The sequence below is a fragment of the Pseudomonas sp. AM14(2022) genome, assembly GCF_036346455.1.
Taxonomy (GTDB): Bacteria; Pseudomonadota; Gammaproteobacteria; order Pseudomonadales; family Pseudomonadaceae; genus Aquipseudomonas; species Aquipseudomonas putida_A.
Genome location: NZ_JAOTNY010000005.1, coordinates 275,055 through 296,611, shown reverse-complemented (window position 1 = coordinate 296,611; position 21,557 = coordinate 275,055). Strand labels below are relative to the sequence as shown.

General features: G+C 61.7%; 18 protein-coding genes. 11 read left to right on the top strand and 7 right to left on the bottom strand.

Annotation, left to right across the window (positions count from 1 at the left end; genetic code table 11):
- Positions 1-12: 12 nt before the first annotated feature.
- Genes V3W27_RS13275 through V3W27_RS13260 form a run of 4 tightly spaced genes read right to left on the bottom strand, consistent with a single transcriptional unit; the run spans position 13 to position 2,787 of the window.
- Positions 13-540 carry a pilus assembly protein PilP gene (locus V3W27_RS13275; protein ID WP_330206777.1) on the bottom strand — a complete coding sequence of 176 codons (528 nt, stop codon included), beginning with the start codon at positions 538-540 and terminating at the stop codon, positions 13-15.
- Positions 537-1,160 carry a type 4a pilus biogenesis protein PilO gene (pilO, locus tag V3W27_RS13270; RefSeq protein WP_330206776.1) on the bottom strand — a complete coding sequence of 208 codons (624 nt, stop codon included), beginning with the start codon at positions 1,158-1,160 and terminating at the stop codon, positions 537-539. The genes V3W27_RS13275 and pilO overlap by 4 nt, the downstream gene beginning before the upstream one ends.
- Positions 1,157-1,723 (bottom strand): PilN domain-containing protein, encoded by a 567-nt coding sequence (locus tag V3W27_RS13265; protein WP_330206775.1) that lies wholly within the window; start codon positions 1,721-1,723, stop codon positions 1,157-1,159. Before V3W27_RS13265 ends, pilO begins: the two co-directional genes overlap by 4 nt.
- On the bottom strand, positions 1,723-2,787 hold the full coding sequence (locus tag V3W27_RS13260) for a pilus assembly protein PilM (protein ID WP_330206774.1): 1,065 nt from the start codon (positions 2,785-2,787) through the stop codon (positions 1,723-1,725). The genes V3W27_RS13265 and V3W27_RS13260 overlap by 1 nt, the downstream gene beginning before the upstream one ends.
- Before the next feature lie 219 nt (positions 2,788-3,006).
- On the opposite strand from V3W27_RS13260, the gene V3W27_RS13255 reads away from it, so the two are divergent.
- A complete protein-coding gene (locus V3W27_RS13255; RefSeq protein ID WP_430962661.1) occupies positions 3,007-5,451 on the top strand; it encodes a penicillin-binding protein 1A in 2,445 nt (814 codons plus the stop codon).
- Positions 5,452-5,696: 245 nt separating this feature from the next.
- Here the strand turns inward: V3W27_RS13255 and V3W27_RS13250 are convergent, their stop codons facing one another.
- The 3 genes from V3W27_RS13250 to rpmE all read right to left on the bottom strand — a co-directional run bounded on the left by V3W27_RS13250 (position 5,697) and on the right by rpmE (position 8,188).
- Positions 5,697-6,965 carry a malic enzyme-like NAD(P)-binding protein gene (locus V3W27_RS13250; protein ID WP_003220889.1) on the bottom strand — a complete coding sequence of 423 codons (1,269 nt, stop codon included), beginning with the start codon at positions 6,963-6,965 and terminating at the stop codon, positions 5,697-5,699.
- 183 nt (positions 6,966-7,148) lie between these two features.
- On the bottom strand, positions 7,149-7,931 hold the full coding sequence (locus V3W27_RS13245) for a thermonuclease family protein (protein WP_330206815.1): 783 nt from the start codon (positions 7,929-7,931) through the stop codon (positions 7,149-7,151).
- 41 nt (positions 7,932-7,972) lie between these two features.
- Positions 7,973-8,188, bottom strand: coding sequence for a 50S ribosomal protein L31 (rpmE, locus tag V3W27_RS13240; RefSeq protein ID WP_007968345.1), 216 nt, complete (start codon positions 8,186-8,188; stop codon positions 7,973-7,975).
- A gap of 285 nt (positions 8,189-8,473) precedes the next feature.
- On the opposite strand from rpmE, the gene V3W27_RS13235 reads away from it, so the two are divergent.
- The 10 genes from V3W27_RS13235 (at position 8,474) to V3W27_RS13190 (ending at position 21,474) form a co-directional block, all read left to right on the top strand.
- Positions 8,474-10,693, top strand: coding sequence for a primosomal protein N' (locus V3W27_RS13235; RefSeq protein ID WP_330206772.1), 2,220 nt, complete (start codon positions 8,474-8,476; stop codon positions 10,691-10,693).
- Between the two features lie 229 nt (positions 10,694-10,922).
- Positions 10,923-12,659 carry an arginine--tRNA ligase gene (gene argS, locus V3W27_RS13230; protein WP_098966806.1) on the top strand — a complete coding sequence of 579 codons (1,737 nt, stop codon included), beginning with the start codon at positions 10,923-10,925 and terminating at the stop codon, positions 12,657-12,659.
- A gap of 1 nt (position 12,660) precedes the next feature.
- A complete protein-coding gene (locus tag V3W27_RS13225; protein WP_041074932.1) occupies positions 12,661-13,368 on the top strand; it encodes an SPOR domain-containing protein in 708 nt (235 codons plus the stop codon).
- 234 nt (positions 13,369-13,602) lie between these two features.
- Complete coding sequence (gene hslV / locus V3W27_RS13220; RefSeq protein ID WP_007968352.1) at positions 13,603-14,133, top strand: ATP-dependent protease subunit HslV; 531 nt, start codon at positions 13,603-13,605, stop codon at positions 14,131-14,133.
- 55 nt (positions 14,134-14,188) lie between these two features.
- Positions 14,189-15,526 (top strand): ATP-dependent protease ATPase subunit HslU, encoded by a 1,338-nt coding sequence (hslU, locus tag V3W27_RS13215; protein ID WP_007968354.1) that lies wholly within the window; start codon positions 14,189-14,191, stop codon positions 15,524-15,526.
- A 153-nt stretch (positions 15,527-15,679) separates the two neighbouring features.
- Positions 15,680-16,057: a gamma-butyrobetaine hydroxylase-like domain-containing protein gene (locus tag V3W27_RS13210; RefSeq protein WP_103368729.1), complete on the top strand. Its 378-nt coding sequence runs from the start codon at positions 15,680-15,682 to the stop codon at positions 16,055-16,057.
- A gap of 257 nt (positions 16,058-16,314) precedes the next feature.
- Positions 16,315-17,994: a class II poly(R)-hydroxyalkanoic acid synthase gene (phaC, locus tag V3W27_RS13205; protein ID WP_330206771.1), complete on the top strand. Its 1,680-nt coding sequence runs from the start codon at positions 16,315-16,317 to the stop codon at positions 17,992-17,994.
- Positions 17,995-18,146: 152 nt separating this feature from the next.
- Positions 18,147-19,001 (top strand): poly(3-hydroxyalkanoate) depolymerase, encoded by an 855-nt coding sequence (gene phaZ / locus V3W27_RS13200; RefSeq protein ID WP_027611303.1) that lies wholly within the window; start codon positions 18,147-18,149, stop codon positions 18,999-19,001.
- 139 nt (positions 19,002-19,140) lie between these two features.
- Positions 19,141-20,823: a class II poly(R)-hydroxyalkanoic acid synthase gene (phaC, locus tag V3W27_RS13195; RefSeq protein WP_098966801.1), complete on the top strand. Its 1,683-nt coding sequence runs from the start codon at positions 19,141-19,143 to the stop codon at positions 20,821-20,823.
- A gap of 30 nt (positions 20,824-20,853) precedes the next feature.
- Positions 20,854-21,474 carry a TetR/AcrR family transcriptional regulator gene (locus V3W27_RS13190; protein WP_115988384.1) on the top strand — a complete coding sequence of 207 codons (621 nt, stop codon included), beginning with the start codon at positions 20,854-20,856 and terminating at the stop codon, positions 21,472-21,474.
- Positions 21,475-21,557 lie beyond the last annotated feature (83 nt).

Below are 21,557 nucleotides of genomic sequence, written 5' to 3'. Positions count from 1 at the left end.
GTTCGACTTCCACTATGAGTGCTCTTTCAAAGGAATGGTGCGCGGACGTTCCAGCCAGGCGCCTTCGCCGTCGGGCACGATCTCGACCACATCGACCTGAGTGGCGCTGATGGCGACAATGCGCCCGTCGTTGCGCCCCAGGTAGTCGCCGACTTTCAACCGATGCACTGCACCCGCCCCGCGCAGCAAGGCGAAGGAGCCGCTGGCATTGGAGATCGTGCCGACCATTTCAAACTGCTCGATGTTGAAACCTTCGAGGTATTGCTTGACCCGGTTGGGGTCGGGTTTGACGTTGCGCGAGCCACGCTGCTGCCCGGCCAGATCGACGCGCACCTGGCGCGAGAACGGGCTGCGCAGGTTGGCCGCGCTGTAGGTAAAGGTGGGATAGGAATGAAAGGTCGGCGTCGGCTCGATCCGGCCGGCCGGGCGCAGACGCACTTCGTTCATGTAGGCGTCGAGGTCGCTGAATTCGTCACTGCTGCCGCAACCACTGAGGCCGAGCACCAGCACTGACAGGGCGAAATAACGGATCGGGGTCATTTGTCCAACCCCTTGTCGTTATAGCGGTAGGTCTTGGCGAGGATGCTCATGCGCAGCTTCGTCCCGCCGTCGGGATTGGCCGGTGCCAGTTCGAAATCGTGCAAGGTGACGATCCGTGGCAACCCGGCGACGCCACTGACGAAGGTCGCGAGGTCGTGGTAAGCCCCGGTGACAGTGATCTGGATCGGCAGCTCGATGTAGAACGGCTGGGTCACCTCCGGCAGCAGCTTGATCTCTTCGAATTCAAGACCGCTGCCCAGCCCGGTACGGGTAATGTCTTCGAGCAATCCCGGGACTTCGGTGTCGCTGGGCAACTGCCGCAGGAGCACGCCGAAGGAGTTCTCCATCTCCTTCATCTGCTGGGTGTACAGCTCCAGGTTGGCGGCCATGTGCGCCTTGCTGGCGAACTGCTCCTTCAAGGTGTCCTCTTCCTGACGCTTGGCTTCCAGCTGGTTTTCCACGTCGCTGATGAAAAAGTTATAGCCAAGCGCCAACACCAGCACCGCCAGCAACGCTCCCGCGATGGTTTTCACCGCGGCCGGCCAGGAGCCGATATTGCTGGTGTCCAGATCGTTGAAGTCAATATTGCGCAGACTTTGCAGCCATTCGGACGGCTTCATTTGTCGCCCTCCGTCGCGGCTGGCTGGGTCTGACGCACGGTCAGCTGAAAGACGTTGGCCTGATCCACCTGACCGGCAGTCGTCGCTTTCACTTCATTAAGACTCGGCGCATCGAACCAGTCGGAAGCATCCAGATTGCGCATCAGCTCCGAAACGCGGTTGTTCGACTCCGCCGCGCCGCTGATCGACAGCGTCTTGCCGAGCAATTTCACGCTGGTGAAATACACCCCGTCCGGCAGCGTGCGCGCCAGTTGGTCGAAGATCCGCCCGCTGATCTGCCGGTTGCCCTGCAAGTCCTGGATGATGCGCATGCGCTCGACCAGTTGCTGGCGCCGTGCCTTGAGTTCGCTGATCTGCTTGATCCGCTCGTCGACCACGGCGATTTGTTTGCCGATGTAGGCGTTGCGTGCTGTCTGCCGCTCGATGGCGGTGCCGACGATCTGATCGGCAATGAACACCGCGCCCACCGAACCGACGAACACCCCGATCAGGATCAGCAGAAAGCGTTTGCGCCGCTCTTCGCGGCGTTCCTCACGCCAGGGGAGAAGGTTGATCCGCGCCATCAGTCGAAACTCCTGAGCGCGAGCCCGCAGGCAATCATCAGGGCCGGCGCGTCACTGGCCAGGGCTCCGGCGTTGACCTTGCTGCTCAAGGCCATGTCGGAAAACGGGTTGGCGACCTGGGTCGGGGTGCCCAGACGCTGTTCGATCAGCCGATCCAGCCCCGGCACCGAGGCGGTGCCGCCGGCCAGCAGAATGTGATCGACGGCGTTGTACTGCCCGGAGGCAAAGAAGAACTGCAACGAGCGCGAGACCTGCTGCACCAGAGCATCACGGAACGGTTGCAATACCTCGCTGACATAGTCGTCCGGCAGACCGCCCTGCTTTTTCGCCAGCCCGGCCTGCTCGACAGTCAGGCCGTAGCGGCGCTGAATTTCCTCGGTCAGTTGCCGGCCACCGAACAGCTGCTCGCGGGTATAGATGATGCGGCCGTTGTGCAGGACGCTGAGGGTGGTCATGGTCGCGCCGATGTCCACCACCGCCACGGTCAGGCGTTCCTGCGAGGCTGCCAGTTGAGTGGCGAGCAGACCGAACGAGCGCTCTAGCGCATAGGCCTCGACATCGACCACGCGCGCGGTCAGCCCGGCCAGCGCCAGCGCCGCTTCGCGGACTTCGACGTTTTCCTTGCGACAGGCGGCCAGCAGCACGCTGACCCGCTCCGGGTTGCGCGGCGACACGCCCTGGACTTCGAAATCGATGGCGACTTCGTCCAGTGGATAGGGAATGTATTGGTCGGCTTCGATCTTCAGCTGGTTTTCCAGCTCGTCATCGGTCAGCCCGGCGTCCATCTCGATGATCTTGGTGATCACCGCAGAACCGGCCACCGCCAGCGCCACGCTCTTGAGCCCGGTGCGCGCCTTGACCAGTACCCGGGACAAGGCGTGGCCCACGCCTTCGAGCTCGGCGATGTTCTTTTCGACCACGGCGTTGGGCGGCAGCGGCTCTACCGCGTAGGCCTCGACCCGGTAGCGGTCGCCCTGACGGCTCAACTCCAGCAGCTTCACCGAAGTGGAGCTGATGTCGATCCCCAGTAACGTATTGGTCTTTTTCTTGAAGAGTCCCAGCACTACCAATTCCCTATGACTTTCCGTGAGTTACGGACTCTGTAATACGCATTGCGTTCCTTCACCCCGTCTTGACAGAAGCGCAAATGACGCCCCCAGCAGAAAAGTGCTTATAATGCCCAGCGTTTTTTTCCGCTTTTTACTGCCGGCCCAGGTTGTTCTGTGTGTTACCGGAACCCTGTCGCCCAATTCATTCTTTGCCCTGGATGTTCAAAAGCCTTGATTCGTCTGCTGAAATTTTTCGGTTGGTCCATCGTCGCCGTTTTCTGCGGACTGCTTTTAGGTCTCAGCGGCGCGTTTCTTTACCTTAGTCCGGGTTTGCCGTCTGTGGAGGCGCTGAGAAGCATTCAGTTGCAGATTCCGCTCCGGGTCTACAGCAGCGACAACAAGTTGATCGCAGAATTTGGCGAAATGCGCCGTACTCCGATCCGTTTCGCCGACATTCCACCCAATTTCATTAATGCGTTACTAAGTGCTGAAGACGACAATTTCGCCAACCACTATGGCGTCGATCCGAGCAGCCTGATGCGCGCCGCGACCCAACTGGTCAAAAGCGGGCACATTCAGTCCGGCGGCAGCACCATCACCATGCAGGTGGCGAAGAACTTCTTCCTGACCAGCGAACGCAGCTTCTCGCGCAAAACCACCGAGATTCTTCTGGCCCTGCAGATCGAGCGGCAGCTGACCAAGGACGAGATCCTCGAGCTGTACGTGAACAAGATTTATCTGGGTAACCGCGCCTACGGCATCGAGGCGGCGGCGCAGGTGTATTACGGTAAGTCGATCCGCGACGTCAGCCTGGCGCAGATGGCGATGATCGCCGGCCTGCCGAAAGCCCCGTCGCGCTTCAACCCGCTGGCCAACCCGGCGCGCAGCAAGGAGCGCCGCGACTGGATCCTTGGGCGCATGTACAAGCTCGGGAAGATTTCCGAGGCTGACTACACCGCCGCGATCAACGAGCCGCTGAACGCCAGCTATCACGTGCCGACCCCGGAAGTGAACGCACCGTACATCGCCGAAATGGCCCGTGCCGAAATGGTCGGTCGCTATGGCAGCGACGCCTACACCGAAGGTTTCCGCGTCACCACCACGGTGCCGAGCAACCTGCAGGAAATGGCCAACACCGCGCTGCACGAAGGTTTGATGACCTACGACCAGCGTCACGGCTACCGCGGCCCTGAGTCGCGCCTGCCGGGCAAGACCCACGAAGCCTGGGCGACCGAGCTGACCAAGCAGCGCACCATCAGCAGCCTGGAGCCGGCCATCGTCACCCAGGTCGACAAGAATGGCTTGCAGGTGCTGACCCGTACCGGCGAAGAACACGTCGCCTGGGACACCATGAAATGGGCGCGGCCGTTCCTCAACACCAACAGCATGGGCGCCGCACCGCGTCAGCCGTCGGATGTGGCGCAGGTCGGCGACCTGATTCGCGTGCAGCGTCAGCCGAACAATTCGCTGAAGTTCAGCCAGATTCCGCAGGCGCAAGGCGCGCTGGTGTCGCTGGATCCGCAGAACGGCGCGATTCGCTCGCTGGTCGGCGGCTTTGCGTTCGAGCAGAGCAACTACAACCGCGCCCTGCAGGCCAAGCGTCAGCCGGGTTCGAGCTTCAAGCCGTTCGTCTACAGCGCTGCGCTGGACAGCGGTTACACCGCCGCAACGCTGGTCAACGATGCGCCGATCGTGTTCGTCGACGAGTACCTGGACAAGGTCTGGCGGCCGAAGAACGACACCAACACCTTCCTCGGCCCGATCCGTCTGCGCGAAGCGCTGTACAAGTCGCGTAACCTGGTGTCGATCCGCCTGTTGCAGGCGATGGGTGTGGGCAAGACCATCGACTACATCACCCGTTTCGGCTTCAACAAGCAGGACCTGCCGCCGAACCTGTCGCTGGCGCTGGGCACCGCGACCCTGACCCCGATGGAAATCGCTACCGGCTGGAGTACCTTCGCCAACGGCGGTTACAAGATCACCCCGTACATCATCGACAAGATCGAAAGCCGCAACGGCGACACGCTGTTCGTCGCCAACCCGCCAACCGTGCCACAGGGTGGCTCGGCGACCGATGGCCTTGCCGCGCCGGAGTCTCAGCCGATCACCGTCAACGCCGCACCGGTTCCGGGTGAAGCCCTGGGCACTGCCGCAGCACCACAAGCGCCGGCCGTGGCCGAGCGGATCGTCGATGGACGTACCACGTACATCCTCAACAGCATGCTGCAGGACGTGATCAAGCTCGGCACCGGTCGCCGCGCACTGGCCATGGGCCGCAGCGACATTGCGGGCAAGACCGGTACCACCAACGAATCGAAGGATGCGTGGTTCTCCGGTTACAACGCCGATTACGTGACCACCGTGTGGACCGGCTTCGACCAGCCGGAAAGCCTTGGTCGCCGCGAGTTTGGTGGCACCGTGGCGTTGCCGATCTGGATGAACTACATGTCTGCCGCGCTCAAGGACAAGCCGCCGCACGTACAGCCTGAGCCGGAAGGCATTCTCAGCCTGCGGGTGGATCCGGTCAGCGGTCGTGCGGCAACGCCGAGCACGCCGGGCGCCTACTTCGAGCTGTTCAAGTCGGAAGACACGCCGCCCTCGGTGAATGAGCTGGGCAACGGCGCCGTACCGGGCAGCCCGCTGCCGGCGGATGAGCAGGCACCGATCGATCTGTTCTGATCGAGCCTCATTGAAAAGCCCCGCCTTCGATTGAAGTGCGGGGCTTTTTCATGGCTGTGATTTTATGTTGTCTGGGCCGGCCTCTTCGCGAGCAAGCCCGCTCCCACAGTGAGCGAGTTGTAGCCACAAAACCTGTGGGAGCGGGCTTGCTCGCGAAGAGGCACTGAAGAACACCACAAATCACACTGGCACAAAAAAGCCCCGACTCTCACAAGCCGGGGCTTTCGTTGAAGCGCTACAACGGCTTAGCCGTTGAACACGTCATCCACGCTTTTCAGCGGGTAGTTCTTCGGATACGGCAGGGTCGCCACACCGGTCTCGATCGCGGCCTTGGCCACAGCGTCGGAGATCAGGGTGATCAGGCGCTTGTCCATTGGCTTCGGAATGATGTACTCACGACCGAATTCCAGAGGCGCACCACCGTAGGCGTCGCACACGTCCTGTGGCACTGGCAGTTTGGCCAGTTCACGCAGGGCGTTGGCCGCAGCCACTTTCATTTCTTCGTTGATGCGCTTGGCGCGAACGTCCAGGGCACCACGGAAGATGAACGGGAAGCCCAGAACGTTGTTGACCTGGTTCGGGTAGTCGGAACGACCGGTGGCCATGATCACGTCGCTGCGGGTGGCGTGTGCCAGCTCCGGGGAGATTTCCGGATCCGGGTTCGAGCAGGCGAAGACGATCGGGTTGGCCGCCATCGACAGCAGACCTTCAGCGCTCAGCAGGTTCGGACCGGACAGGCCGACGAACACGTCAGCGCCTTTCAGAGCATCAGCCAGGCTGCGCTTGTCGGTGGCGTGAGCGAACACGGCTTTGTACTGGTTCAGGTCATCACGGCCGGAGTGGATCACGCCGGTACGGTCAACCATGAAGATGTTTTCGATTTTTGCGCCCATGCTCACCAGCAACTTCATGCAGGAGATGGCCGCAGCGCCGGCGCCGAGGCAGACGATTTTGGCTTCCGGCAGGGTTTTGCCGGCGATTTCCAGGGCGTTGATCATGCCCGCAGCGGTCACGATCGCGGTGCCGTGCTGGTCATCGTGGAATACCGGAATGTCGCACTGCTCGATCAGAGCACGTTCGATCTCAAAGCACTCAGGCGCCTTGATGTCTTCCAGGTTGATGCCACCGAAGGTGATGGAGATGCGTTTTACGGTGTCGATGAAGGCTTGCGGGCTTTCGGAGTCGACTTCGATGTCGAATACGTCGATGCCGGCGAAGCGCTTGAACAGTACACCTTTACCTTCCATCACTGGCTTGGAGGCCAGTGGGCCGAGGTTACCCAGGCCCAGAATCGCGGTGCCATCGGAAATGACTGCAACCAGGTTGCCCTTGCCGGTGTATTTGTAGGCCAGTTCAGGATCGCGGGCGATCTCACGCACTGGTTCAGCTACGCCGGGGCTGTAGGCCAGCGACAGGTCGCGGGCGGTAGCAGTGGCCTTGGTGAGCTCGACACTCAGCTTCCCTGGACGAGGATTGGCATGATATTCGAGAGCGGCAGTTTTCAGATCAGACATTTTGGCATTCCGCTTTTTACTGTTGGACAGACTGGTCAGCGAGGATACGCGCCTCGCAAAGTCCCCACAAGACTGAGCGGTCACCCCTGTCAAGCGCCCTGTCCTACGACTTTGGGCCAAGAGCCACGGCGCACAAGGGCTTGACTGTTCACAATCGACAGAAAAAATGTCTACAATTTTTCTTCAGCGCGCGCTTTGCAGCATCGACGGATCGGTCAACGGCAGCAGCCAACGCGGCTGACCCGGCTTCAACCCGCCACGCCGCGAACGGTCGACGATCCAGCCGCGAGCCTCGATCTGCCTGCCCTGCAGCGTCTGCAACCGGGCGTTGTCGAATTGTCCGACGAGATTGGGTGCAACGCGCAGTACAACCGAGTCCTGCAACTCTATCCAGATTCCGCCGCGATTGCGTTGAACCCTGCTCACACGCCCACTGACCAAGGCGAAACCTGAAGTGCGGATCTGCTCCGCTTTCAGTACAGGTGACTGGCGCCACAGGCCCCGACCGGCCTGCCGGGCGCTGCGTTCGGCCGCCTGCTGACAGGCCACAAGATCGACATTCGGTGCCACCGCCACCTGAAAACCAAGGCCGTCGGCGAGCATTTGCGCTTCAAGATTGGTGCCGTTGGTGCTGTAGACATGCGCGAGGGTGCGACCGTAATGGTCTTTGGCCTGCTTGCCTGGGAGCAGACCGACCCGACCGCCGCTGTCCGCCACCAGTACTTCAAGGCGTTTACGTGCCGCCACGGCGAAGGGTTCGTCACTGCGGCCCTGCTTGCCCAACTCCGGCGTGTTGAGACCGATCATCCGCACACTGCGCCCATCGCTCAGGCGTAGCGTGTCGCCATCGACCACGCGCTGGACGCTGACGCTGCTCAGGCCGGCAGGCGTGGGGCAAAATGCCTGGGCAGCGGACAGCCAAATCGCGGACACAAAAAAGGCGCCCACAAGGGGCGCCTTTTTCATCAGCCTGGAGAAACCGTCGAAGTTTTCCAGAATGACCAATCTTACTTCTTGGCGCCGAAGGCACCGAAACGGTCGGCGAACTTCTGAACGCGGCCACCGGTGTCCAGAGTCTTCTGCTTACCGGTGTAGAACGGGTGGCACTCGTTGCAAACGTCGATCGCCAGGGCTTTGCCGAAGGTCGAACGGGTTTCGAACTTGTTGCCGCAGCTGCAGGTTACTGCAACTTCTGGGTAATTCGGGTGGATATCAGCTTTCATAATGTCTTCCTCAGCTAGCGTGCCGCCACCCAACACTATTGTTGAATACCGCACGTAATTAGGCCGCGGATTCTACCAGACAATGTCAATCGCGCAAGCTGTCCCTGAGACCGACCGTCTGCTAGGCTCCCGGCCCATTGCGCGATTCCCTGTGGGAGCGGGCTTGCTCGCGAATGCGCTGTGTCAGCCAATATTACGGTGCCTGACACACCGCATTCGCGAGCAAGCCCGCTCCCACAATTGATCTGCGTTCGCCCTTCTTTCGTGTTGATAGAGACTCCCCGCGTGCCCGACGCCATTCTGCGCCTCGCCCTGCCTTCGCCCCTGCGCCGCCTGTTCGACTATCGGGCGCCGGCCGGGGTGTTGCGTGCCCAGTTGCAGCCGGGCATGCGCCTGCGGGTGCCATTCGGGCGACGGGAAATGATCGGGATTCTGGTCGAGATCACCGACACCAGCGACGTGCCGCTGGAAAAACTCAAGCCGGCGCTGGCCCTGCTCGATGTCGAACCGCCGTTGCCGCCCGCACTGTTCAAGCTGTGCCTGTGGACGTCGCAGTATTACCAGCACAGTCTCGGCGACACCTTGAGCTGGGCGCTGCCGGTGCTGCTGCGTCAGGGCGAACTGGCCGAGGCGCGACAGGAGCGCTTCTGGTCAGTCGCCCCCGGCGCCAGCCTCGATGATCCGCGCGTCGCCCGCGCCCCGCGCCAGCGTGAAGCGCTGGCGACGCTGGCGCAGCACCCGCACGGCGTGGCCCATCAGTTGTTGAGCAAGCTGATGCTGAGCAAGGACAGCCTCGACCTGCTGCTGGCCAAGGGTCTGGTGCAAGTGGAGATTCGTCGGCACGCCCCTGGCGTGCGCCATGAACATTGGTTGGCGCAACCGGAGTTGCCGCTGAACACCGAACAACGCGCCGCTTACGAAGCGATCCGTGCCGGGTTCGACAGTTATCACGCGTTTCTGCTGGCCGGGGTCACGGGCAGCGGCAAGACCGAAGTCTATTTGCAACTGATCCGCGAAACCCTCGAAGCCGGCAAGCAGGCACTGGTGCTGATCCCGGAGATCAACCTCGGCCCGCAGACCCTGGCGCGTTTCGAGCAGCGCTTCAATGCGCGCATCGCCCTGCTGCATTCGGCGGTCAACGACCGCGAGCGCCTCGACGCCTGGCTCGCTGCCCGCGACGGCGAGGCCGACATTATTATCGGCACCCGCTCGGCGCTGTTCACCCCGATGAAGAACCCGGGGCTGATCATCATCGACGAAGAGCACGACGGCTCCTATAAACAGCAGGAAGGCCTGCGCTACCACGCCCGGGATCTGGCGCTGGTGCGCGCGCGACAGGAAAACATCCCGATCGTCCTCGGCTCCGCCACGCCGTCGCTGGAAAGCCTGCACAACGCCTACACCGGTCGTTATGGCCTGCTACGCCTCAACGAGCGGGCCGGCGGCGCCAAGCAGCCACGCTTCCTGCGGCTGGACGTGAAAAGCCGTCCGCTGGACAGCGGCATTTCCGGGCCGATGCAACAAGCCATCGGCCAGACCCTCGCGGCGGGCCAGCAGGTGCTGGTGTTCCTCAACCGGCGCGGCTTTGCGCCGACGTTGCTGTGCCACGATTGCGGCTGGATGTCCGAGTGCTCGCGCTGCGATGCGCGAATGACCGTGCACCAGCGCTACGGCGAACTGCGCTGCCACCACTGTGGCAACGTCGAGCGCACGCCGCGCCAATGCCCCAAGTGCAACAAGGTCGATCTGCGGCCGGTGGGCGCCGGCACCGAACGCGCCGAAGAACGCCTGGCGATTCTGTTCCCGGACTACCCGGTGCTGCGCGTCGACCGCGACAGCACTTCGCGCAAGGACGCGATGAATCAGCTGTTCGCGACCATTCAGAAGGGTCAGCCATGCATTCTGGTCGGCACCCAGATGTTGGCCAAGGGGCACCACTTCCCGCGGGTCACGCTGGTGTCGATCCTGGATGCCGACGGCGGGCTGTTCTCCGGAGATTTCCGTGCCAGCGAGCGCATGGCGCAATTGATCGTGCAGGTCGCCGGGCGCGCCGGGCGGGCTGAGGAGCCGGGCAAGGTGATCATCCAGACCCACCTGGCCGACCATCCTTTATTGGTGCAACTGACCGAGCAGGGTTACTTCGCCTTTGCCGAGCAGGCCTTGAGCGAGCGCCGGGCTGCCGGACTGCCGCCGTTTTCACACTTGACCCTGTTGCGTGCCGAAGCACACAAACCGGGGCAGGCCGAGAGTTTTCTCGATGAGGCATGCAGCGCGGCCGAGCGCTTGCTGGTCGAGCAGAATCTGAGCGGCATCGAACTGCTCGGGCCGGTGCCGGCGCCGATGGAGCGCCGCGCCGGTCGCTATCGCGCGCAGCTATTGTTGCAGGCTACGGCGCGGGCGCCGCTGCATCGGTTGCTCAGCAGCTGGTTGCTGGAGCTGGAGCAGATGCCGAGCGGGCGCGCGGTGCGCTGGTCGCTGGATGTCGATCCCGTGGATCTGTATTGATCTGAAATCGCCTTCGCGAGCAAGCTCGCTCCCATAGGGTATGAGCCAGACAAGTGAACGCCGCTGATCCATTGTGGGAGCGGGCTTGCTCGCGAAGAGGCCCGAATTGTCACCACATATCCATAAGCTGCCTGCTAAGGTTGGCAAGCCCGTCTTCGCAACGGATAATGCCCAGTTTTTCCACCCGCGCATCGATGCGCCGCCGCGCTTGCGGTCGAAAGAGAAGACCATGAAAGACACCATTCGCCAGCTGATCCAACAAGCCCTCACCCAACTCGTCAACGAAGGTGTGTTGCCTGAAGGCCTGTCGCCGGCGATTCAGGTGGAGAACGCCCGTGACAAGACCCACGGCGACTTCGCCAGCAACATCGCCATGATGCTGGCCAAGCCTGCGGGCATGAAGCCGCGCGATCTGGCAGAGAAAATCATCGCTGCGCTGCCGGCCGACGAGAACGTCACCAAGGCCGAAATCGCCGGTCCAGGCTTCATCAATTTCTTCCAGAACACCCAGGCCCTCGCCTCGCGCCTCGACGCCGCTCTGGCCGACGCTAACGTTGGCGTGCGCAAGGCCGGCCCGGCGCAGCGCACCGTGGTCGACCTGTCGGCACCGAACCTGGCCAAAGAGATGCACGTCGGCCACTTGCGCTCGACCATCATCGGCGACGGCGTGGCCCGTGTGCTCGAGTTCCTTGGCGACGAAGTGATCCGCCAGAACCACGTGGGCGACTGGGGCACCCAGTTCGGCATGTTGATGGCGTATCTGCAGGAAAACCCGATCACCAGCGACGAGCTGTCCGATCTGGAAAACTTCTACCGCGCCGCCAAGCAGCGTTTCGATGAATCCGAAGAGTTCGCCGACCGTGCCCGTGGTCTGGTGGTCAAGCTGCAGGCCGGCGATGCCGAGTGCCTGGCGCTGTGGACCAAGTTCAAGGACATCTCGCTGTCGCACTGCCAGAAGATCTACGAACTGCTCAACGTCAAACTGACCATGGCCGACGTGATGGGCGAAAGCGCCTACAACGACGACCTGATCAACGTGGTCAACGACCTGAAAGCCGCCGGCATGCTGGTCGAGAGCAACGGCGCCCAGTGCGTGTTCCTCGACGAGTTCAAGAACGCCGATGGCGATCCGCTGCCAGTGATCATCGTCAAGGCTGACGGCGGTTACCTGTACGCCACCACTGACCTGGCGGCCGTGCGCTATCGTTCTGGCAAACTGAAGGCCGACCGCGCGCTGTACTTCGTCGACCAGCGTCAGGCCCTGCACTTCCAGCAAGTGTTCGCCGTGGCGCGCAAGGCCGGTTTCGTGACCCATCCGATGGAAATGGAGCACATGGGCTTCGGCACCATGAACGGCGCCGACGGCCGTCCGTTCAAGACCCGTGATGGCGGCACCGTGAAGCTGATCGATCTGCTGACCGAAGCGCAGGAACGTGCCTACAACCTGGTCAAAGAGAAAAACCCGACACTGGCCGAAGACGAACTGCGCAACATCGCCAAGGTTGTCGGCATCGGTGCGGTGAAATACGCCGACCTGTCCAAGCACCGCACCAGCGACTACAGCTTCAACTTCGACCTGATGCTGAATTTCGAAGGCAACACCGCGCCGTACCTGCTGTACGCCTACACCCGTGTGGCCGGGGTGTTCCGCAAACTGGGCAAGGACTTCAGCGAAGTCGACGGCCAGATCGTCCTCGAAGCGGCGCACGAGCAAGAGCTGGCGGCGAAGCTGGCGCAGTTCGGCGAAGTGCTGAACAACGTCGCGGAAAAAGGCACACCGCACATCCTCTGCACCTATCTGTATGACGTCGCCGGTCTGTTCTCCAGCTTCTACGAGAACTGCCCGATCCTCGCCGCCGAGACGCCGGTCCAGATGCAGAGCCGTCTGCGTCTGGCCGCGCTGACCGGTCGTACTCTCAAGCAAGGCCTGGAACTGTTGGGCCTGGAAACTCTGGAGCGCATGTAAGTTGGCTGCCAAGAAAAAACCTGCACCCAAGCGTGGCGCCAGCCGTTACCAAGCTCCTGCAAAGCAACCGATCCCGGGCTGGCTGTGGATGGCCATCGGCCTGACGGTCGGTGCGTTCATCGTGTTCCTGATGAAACTGGAGCCGGGCAAGGGCAGCGACACGGTCAAGCGCGAGAAAGTCGAGCAGGCGCAGCAGCAGAAAGCGTCGAAGATCGCCGAGGCCAACAAGACCCCGCCGAGCCCGACGCAACCGGTGAAGCCGAAGTACGACTTCTACACCCTGCTGCCGGAATCGGAAGTGATCGTGCCGCCGGATGCCGTGCCGGAGAAAACCCTGCCGACGCCACAAGTGCCGACCACGCCGGTCACCCCGGCGGAAGCGGCGAAGATCGACACCGCGCGGGCGCAGGCTGCGCTGTCAGGTATTACCCCGCCGCCAGCGCCACCGGTGGCGAAAGCGGCGCCGGTGACCAAGTTCTTCCTCCAGGCCGGTTCGTTCCGCAAAGAGGCCGATGCCGACAAGGTTCGGGCGCAGATCATTCTGCTCGGCCAGGCCGTTTCGGTGGAGTCGGGCACGGTCAAGGATGAGACCTGGTACCGCGTGCTGGTCGGCCCGTTCAGCAACCGTGAACAGCTGACCACCGCCCAGAAACAACTGGCCGGCAGCGGTTTCAGCAACCTGCTGTTACAACAACGCCAGAGCCGCTGATTCCGTCAGTCGCATCGCGTCATCGTTCATTCGCGAGCAGGCTCGCTCCCACAGGAATCACGCAGTCCCTGTGGGAGCGAGCCTGCTCGCGAAGGCGTCATAACCGGCACAACATATTCCCGGTCTGTCCTCCGCCGTTCGTCCCCCTGCGCCCTCCCCGGTTGAAATCCTATCCAGCACCCCCATATGAATGGGCATAAGGCATTTTCGCCCCGCTGCGTGGAGACTCTTCCCTTGACCACCATCGTTTCAGTCCGCCGCCACGGCAAAGTCGTCATGGGCGGCGACGGCCAGGTTTCTCTCGGCAACACCGTGATGAAAGGCAACGCGAAGAAAGTTCGTCGCCTGTACCACGGCCAGGTCATCGCCGGTTTCGCCGGTGCCACCGCCGACGCCTTCACACTGTTCGAACGTTTCGAAGGCCAGCTTGAGAAACATCAGGGCCACCTGATCCGCGCCGCTGTCGAACTCGCCAAAGAATGGCGCACCGACCGCTCCCTGAGCCGCCTCGAAGCCATGCTCGCGGTCGCCAACAAGGACGCCTCGCTGATCATCACCGGCAACGGTGACGTGGTCGAACCCGAAGACGGCCTGATCGCCATGGGGTCCGGCGGCGCCTACGCGCAAGCCGCAGCCAGCGCGCTGTTGAAAAAGACCGACCTGTCGGCCCGTGAGATCGTCGAAACTGCCCTCGGTATCGCCGGCGACATCTGTGTATTCACCAACCACACCCAGACCATTGAGGAGCAGGATCTCGCTGAATAAGCCTGACGCGGCCAAAGTGCCACGGCTTGTTTCTGCTTGAGGACCGTCAATTACTATGTCCATGACTCCCCGCGAAATCGTCCACGAACTCAACCGCCATATCATCGGCCAGGACGATGCCAAGCGCGCCGTCGCGATTGCCCTGCGCAACCGCTGGCGCCGCATGCAGCTGCCTGAAGAGCTGCGCGTTGAAGTGACCCCGAAAAACATCCTGATGATCGGCCCGACCGGTGTCGGTAAAACCGAGATCGCCCGTCGCCTGGCGAAACTGGCCAACGCGCCGTTCATCAAGGTCGAAGCGACCAAATTCACCGAAGTCGGCTACGTTGGCCGTGACGTCGAATCGATCATCCGTGATCTGGCCGACGCCGCGATCAAGATGCTCCGCGAGCAGGAAATGACCCGCGTGCGTCATCGTGCCGAAGACGCTGCCGAGGACCGTATCCTCGACGCACTGCTGCCGCCTGCACGCATGGGCTTCAGCAATGAAGAAGCACCGAGCAGCGATTCCAACACCCGTCAGCTGTTCCGCAAGCGCCTGCGCGAAGGCCAGTTGGACGACAAGGAAATCGAGATCGAAGTCGCCGAAGTGGCCGGCATCGAAATCGCCACGCCGCCTGGCATGGAAGAAATGACCAGCCAGCTGCAGAACCTGTTCGCCAACATGGGCAAGGGCAAGAAGAAAGCTCGCAAGCTCAAGGTCAAAGAAGCGCTGAAACTGGTGCGCGACGAAGAGGCCGGGCGTCTGGTCAACGAAGAAGAGTTGAAGGCCAAGGCGCTGGAAGCGGTCGAGCAACACGGCATCGTGTTCATCGACGAAATCGACAAGGTCGCCAAGCGCGGCAATGTCGGCGGCGCCGACGTGTCCCGTGAAGGCGTACAGCGCGACCTGCTGCCGCTGATCGAGGGCTGCACCGTCAACACCAAGCTGGGCATGGTCAAGACCGACCACATCCTGTTCATCGCCTCCGGTGCGTTCCACCTGAGCAAGCCGAGCGATCTGGTGCCGGAGCTGCAGGGCCGTCTGCCGATCCGTGTCGAGCTCAAGGCGCTGAGCCCGGAAGACTTCGAGCGCATCCTCAGCGAGCCGCACGCATCGCTCACCGAGCAATATTGCGCGCTGCTGAAAACCGAAGGCCTGAACATCCAGTTCCAGCCGGAAGGCATCAAGCGTCTGGCGGAGATCGCCTGGCAGGTCAACGAGAAAACCGAGAACATCGGTGCCCGTCGTCTGCACACGCTGCTCGAGCGCCTGCTGGAAGAGGTGTCGTTCAGTGCCGGCGACCTGGCCAGCGCGCATGACGACAAGCCGATCCTGATCGACGCTGCGTACGTCAACAGCCATCTGGGCGAATTGGCGCAGAACGAAGACCTGTCCCGTTATATCCTGTAAGCCATACTTACAGCGGTAGCGGACCCTGTGGGAGCGGGCTTGCTCGCGAAGAGGCCGTGCCAGTCGACACCAATGTTGGCTGACACACCGCATTCGCGAGCAAGCCCGCTCCCACATTTGAATCAGGGTCGCCCACACAACGGACGCCAGACCATGACCTCAATCCCCACCGACATCAAACTGCACAAAGCCTCGAAAACCCTGACGCTCAAATACGCGTCCGGCGAGGAATACACCCTGCCCGCCGAATTCCTGCGCGTGCACTCCCCCTCCGCCGAGGTCCAGGGCCACGGCAAACCGATCCTGCAATTCGGCAAGCTCAATGTCGGCCTCAGCGGCCTGGAACCGGCCGGTCAGTACGCACTGAAACTGACCTTCGACGACGGTCACGACAGCGGCCTGTTCACCTGGGATTATCTCTACGAGCTGGGGCGACGTCATGACGCACTCTGGGCCGATTATCTGGCCGAGCTCAAAGCGGCCGGGAAAACCCGCGATCCGGACCAGTCAATCGTCAAGCTGATGCTCTAGTCCGAGACTCTTGCTCTTTAGAGGGCATTTTCTAAATTCATCTGTTTGAATGCTCTGCTGTGTGGCCGAGGATCGGCCTGCTTGCGAAAAAAATTAAACTCGGGTAACCAATGGAGCTGGCAAGTTCCCTGCAGTGCTCTACGACTGTAAAGCAGCTATGCAGAATTAACGGTCACCCGAGCAGTAGTACCTGGCATTCGCTGTGGAACTGCACAGCAGAAACCGGGTACTCGTCTCAGGACAATGGAGCGTCGTAGATGAGTAACAAGAATAACGATGACCTGAAGTACCAAGCCTCGGAAAACACCCTGGGGCTTAATCCCGTCGTTGGGCTGCGCGGAAAGGATCTGCTGGCCTCTGCTCGAATGGTGCTGACCCAGGCCATCAAACAACCGATCCATAGCGTCAAGCACGTGACCCATTTCGGTCTCGAACTGAAGAACGTGCTGTTCGGCAAATCGGAACTGCAACCGGCCAGCGATGACCGTCGCTTCGCTGATCCGGCGTGGAGTCAGAACCCGCTCTACAAACGTTATCTGCAAACTTATCTGGCGTGGCGCAAGGAGCTCCACTCCTGGATCGACGACAGCAGCCTGTCACCCAAAGACATCGCGCGCGGCCACTTCGTGATCAACCTGATGACCGAAGCCATGGCCCCGACCAACACCGCCGCCAACCCGGCGGCGGTCAAACGCTTCTTCGAGACCGGCGGCAAAAGCCTGCTCGATGGCCTCTCGCATCTGGCCAAGGATCTGGTGCACAACGGCGGCATGCCGAGCCAGGTCAACATGGGCGCGTTCGAGGTCGGCAAGAGCCTCGGCATGACCGAAGGCGCAGTGGTGTTTCGCAACGACGTGCTGGAGCTGATCCAGTACAAGCCGATCACCGAACAGGTCCACGAGCGGCCATTGCTTGTGGTGCCGCCACAGATCAACAAGTTCTACGTTTTCGATTTGAGCCCGGACAAGAGTCTGGCGCGCTTCTGCCTGCGTAATAACGTGCAGACTTTCATCGTCAGCTGGCGCAACCCGACCAAGGCCCAGCGCGAGTGGGGCCTGTCGACCTATATCGATGCGCTGAAAGAAGCAGTCGACGTGGTCACCGCCATCACCGGCAGCAAAGACGTGAACATGCTCGGCGCCTGCTCCGGTGGCATCACCTGCACCGCCCTGCTCGGCCACTACGCCGCCCTCGGCGAAAAGAAGGTCAACGCCCTGACCCTGCTGGTCAGCGTGCTCGACACTACCCTGGACAGCGACGTCGCCCTGTTCGTCGACGAGCAGACCCTCGAGACCGCCAAGCGCCACTCGTATCAGGCCGGCGTGCTCGAAGGCAAAGACATGGCCAAGGTCTTCGCGTGGATGCGCCCCAACGACCTGATCTGGAACTACTGGGTCAACAACTACCTGCTCGGTAACGAGCCGCCGGTGTTCGACATCCTGTTCTGGAACAACGACACCACCCGGTTGCCGGCCGCGTTTCACGGCGACCTGATCGAGATGTTCAAAAACAACCCACTGATCCGCCCCAATGCACTGGAAGTGTGCGGCACGCCGATCGACCTCAAACAGGTTACCGCCGACATCTTCTCGCTGGCCGGCACTAACGACCACATCACCCCGTGGAAATCCTGCTACAAGTCGGCGCAACTGTTTGGCGGCAAGGTCGAGTTCGTGCTGTCGAGCAGCGGGCACATCCAGAGCATCCTCAACCCGCCGGGCAACCCGAAGTCGCGCTACATGACCAGCGAAGGCATGGCCGCCAATGCCGACGACTGGCAAGAGAACTCGACCAAGCACACCGATTCCTGGTGGCTGTACTGGCAGGCGTGGCAGGCCGAGCGCTCGGGTAATCTGAAAAAAGCACCAACCAAACTCGGCAACAAGACGTACGCGCCAGGTGAAGCATCGCCGGGCACATATGTTCACGAGCGGTAACTGACACACCTCATCCCCTGTGGGAGCGGGCTTGCTCGCGAAAGCGGTTGATCAGCCAACATCATTGGCGACTGACACGACGCCTTCGCGAGCAAGCCCGCTCCCACAAGGGATTGGAGGTGATATTGAGATTGACCCACAGGGCCTGAAGCATGCCGCAACCGTTCATTTTTCGTACCGTCGATCTGGATGGGCAGACCCTCCGCACCGCGGTACGCCCCGGCAAGCCTCATTTGACGCCCTTGCTGATTTTCAACGGCATCGGCGCCAACCTGGAGCTGGTGTTTCCGTTTGTCGCGGCGCTGGACCCGGATCTGGAAGTGATCGCCTTCGACGTGCCCGGTGTCGGCGGCTCGTCGACGCCCAACCGGCCGTATCGCTTTCCCGGGCTGGCGAAGCTGACGGCGCGGATGCTCGACTACCTCGACTACGGTCAGGTCAACGTGATCGGCGTGTCGTGGGGCGGCGCGCTGGCGCAGCAATTCGCCCACGACTACCCCGAACGCTGCAAGAAACTGGTGCTGGCGGCGACCGCGGCCGGCGCCTTCATGGTGCCGGGCAAGCCGAAAGTGCTGTGGATGATGGCCAGCCCACGCCGCTACATCCAGCCATCGCACGTGATCCGCATCGCGCCGTTGATTTACGGCGGCTCGTTCCGCCGCGACCCGACGCTGGCCGCCAGCCATGCGGCGAAAGTGCGTTCGGCGGGCAAGCTCGGTTACTACTGGCAACTGTTCGCAGGCCTGGGCTGGACCAGCATCCACTGGCTGCACAAGATCCATCAGCCGACTCTGGTGCTGGCCGGCGACGACGATCCGCTGATCCCGCTGATCAACATGCGCATGCTCGCCTGGCGCATCCCCAACGCCCAGTTGCACATCATCGACGACGGTCATCTGTTCCTGATCACCCGCGCCGAAGCCGTGGCGCCGATCATCATGAAATTCCTTGAGGAGGAACGACAGCGCGCCGTGATGCACCCGCACCCGACCCCGCTGGGCGGATAAATCACGGCGGCAGGCTTTATGCAGGGTTTTGAACAAAGTGCGCGGCAGGACGCCGCGCAGGCAGCAACCCGTAACAGCGACTATGGTGTTCTGGTTCGGTGAGTTTGTTTTTGACCTGAAGACGAAGGAGTGTTGAGTCATGCGCGACAAACCTGCGACGGGCGTAGTGCCCAGTCCCGCCGTGTTCATCAATGCACAAAGTGCAATGACCGGCCTGCGTGGGCGGGACTTGCTCTCGACCTTGCGCAGCGTCGCCGCCCACGGTCTGCGCAACCCGTTCCACAGTGCCAAACACGCCTTGAAACTCGGCGGCCAGCTCGGTCGCGTGCTGCTCGGTGAAACCCTGCACCCGACCAACCCGCAGGACGCGCGGTTCGCCGACCCGGCGTGGAGCCTCAATCCGTTCTACCGGCGCAGCCTGCAGGCGTATCTGGCCTGGCAGAAACAGGTCAAGAGCTGGATCGATGAAAGCAGCATGAGCGAGGACGATCGCGCTCGCGCGCACTTCGCGTTCACCCTGCTCAACGATGCCGTCGCGCCCTCCAATACCTTGCTCAATCCGCTGGCGGTCAAGGAGCTGTTCAATTCCGGCGGCCAGAGTCTGGTGCGCGGCCTGAGCCATCTGTTTGATGATCTGCTGCACAACGATGGCCTGCCACGCCAGGTTACCAAGCAGGCGTTCGAGGTCGGCAAGACCGTCGCCACCACCACCGGCGCCGTGGTGTTTCGCAACGAGATGCTCGAGCTGATCCAGTACAAGCCGATGAGCGAAAAGCAGTACGCCAAGCCGTTGCTGGTGGTGCCGCCGCAAATTAACAAGTACTACATTTTCGACCTCAGCCCGCAGAATAGCTTCGTCCAGTACGCGCTGAAAAACGGTCTGCAGACCTTCATGATCAGCTGGCGCAACCCGGACGTGCGCCACCGTGAATGGGGCCTCTCGACCTACGTCGAAGCGGTGGAAGAAGCGATGAACATCTGCCGTGCGATCACCGGCGCGCGCGAGGTGAATCTGATGGGTGCCTGCGCCGGTGGCCTGACCATCGCCGCGCTACAGGGTCATCTGCAGGCCAAACGGCAACTGCGACGGATCTCCAGTGCGACCTATCTGGTCAGCCTGCTCGACAGTGAGATCGAAACCCCGACCACCCTGTTCGCCGACGAACAGACCATCGAAGCGGCCAAACGCCGCTCCTATCAGCGAGGCGTGCTCGACGGTCGCGACATGGCCAAGGTGTTTGCCTGGATGCGGCCCAACGATTTGATCTGGAGCTACTTCGTCAATAACTACCTGCTCGGCAAAGAGCCGCCGGCCTTCGACATTCTGTACTGGAACAACGACAACACCCGCCTGCCCGCCGCGTTCCACGGCGACCTGCTGGACTTCTTCAAACACAATCCGCTGACCCACCCGGGCGGGCTGGAAGTCTGCGGTACGCCAATCGACCTGCAGAAAGTCACGGTCGACAGCTTCAGCGTGGCCGGCATGAACGACCACATCACGCCGTGGGACGCGGTGTACCGCTCGACCCTGCTGCTCGGTGGCGAGCGACGTTTCGTACTGTCCAACAGCGGCCACGTGCAAAGCATCCTCAACCCGCCGAGCAACCCGAAAGCCAATTACGTCGAGAACGGCAAGCTGAGCAGCGATCCACGCGCCTGGTATTACGACGCCAAGCGCGTCGACGGCAGTTGGTGGCCGCAGTGGCTGGAGTGGATACAGCAGCGCTCCGGCACACAGCACGAAACCACGTTTACCCTCGGCAACCCGAATTATCCACCGATGGAGGCAGCTCCCGGCACCTACGTGCATGTGCGCTGACGCTTAACCGAACTTTCCTAAGAAGACTGGATGAAAACCCGCGACCGGATTCTCGAATGTGCCCTGCAACTGTTCAACGAAAAGGGTGAGCCCAACGTCTCCACCATGGAAGTGGCCAATGAAATGGGGATCAGCCCCGGCAACCTCTACTACCACTTCCACGGCAAGGAGCCGTTGATTCTCGGCCTGTTCGAACGCTTCCAGAACGAACTGGCGCCGCTGCTCGATCCGCCATCGGATGCCGAGCTGGCGCCGGAGGATTACTGGCTGTTTCTGCACCTGATCGTCGAGCGCCTGGCGCAGTACCGGTTTCTGTTCCAGGACCTGTCGAACCTCGCCGGGCGCCTGCCGAAACTGGCCAAGGGCATCCGCAACCTGCTCAACGCGCTCAAGCGTACGCTGGCGTCCTTGCTGGCGCGGTTGAAGGCTTCGGGGCAACTGGTCAGTGACACCCAGGCGCTGGGGCAACTGGTGGAACAGATCACCCTGACCCTGCTGTTCTCGCTGGACTATCAGCGGATTCTCGATCGCGAAGGCGAGGTCAAACTGGTGGTGTACCAGATCATGATGCTGGTGGCGCCGCATCTGCTGCCGCCGGTGAAAGTCGCTACTGAACGGATGGCATTGCAGTACCTCGAAGATCACGACTGAAGGGGCTACACATTCCCCCCTGTGGGAGCGGGCTTGCTCGCGAAAGCGGTGGCTCAGCCAACATCAATGCTGAATGACACACC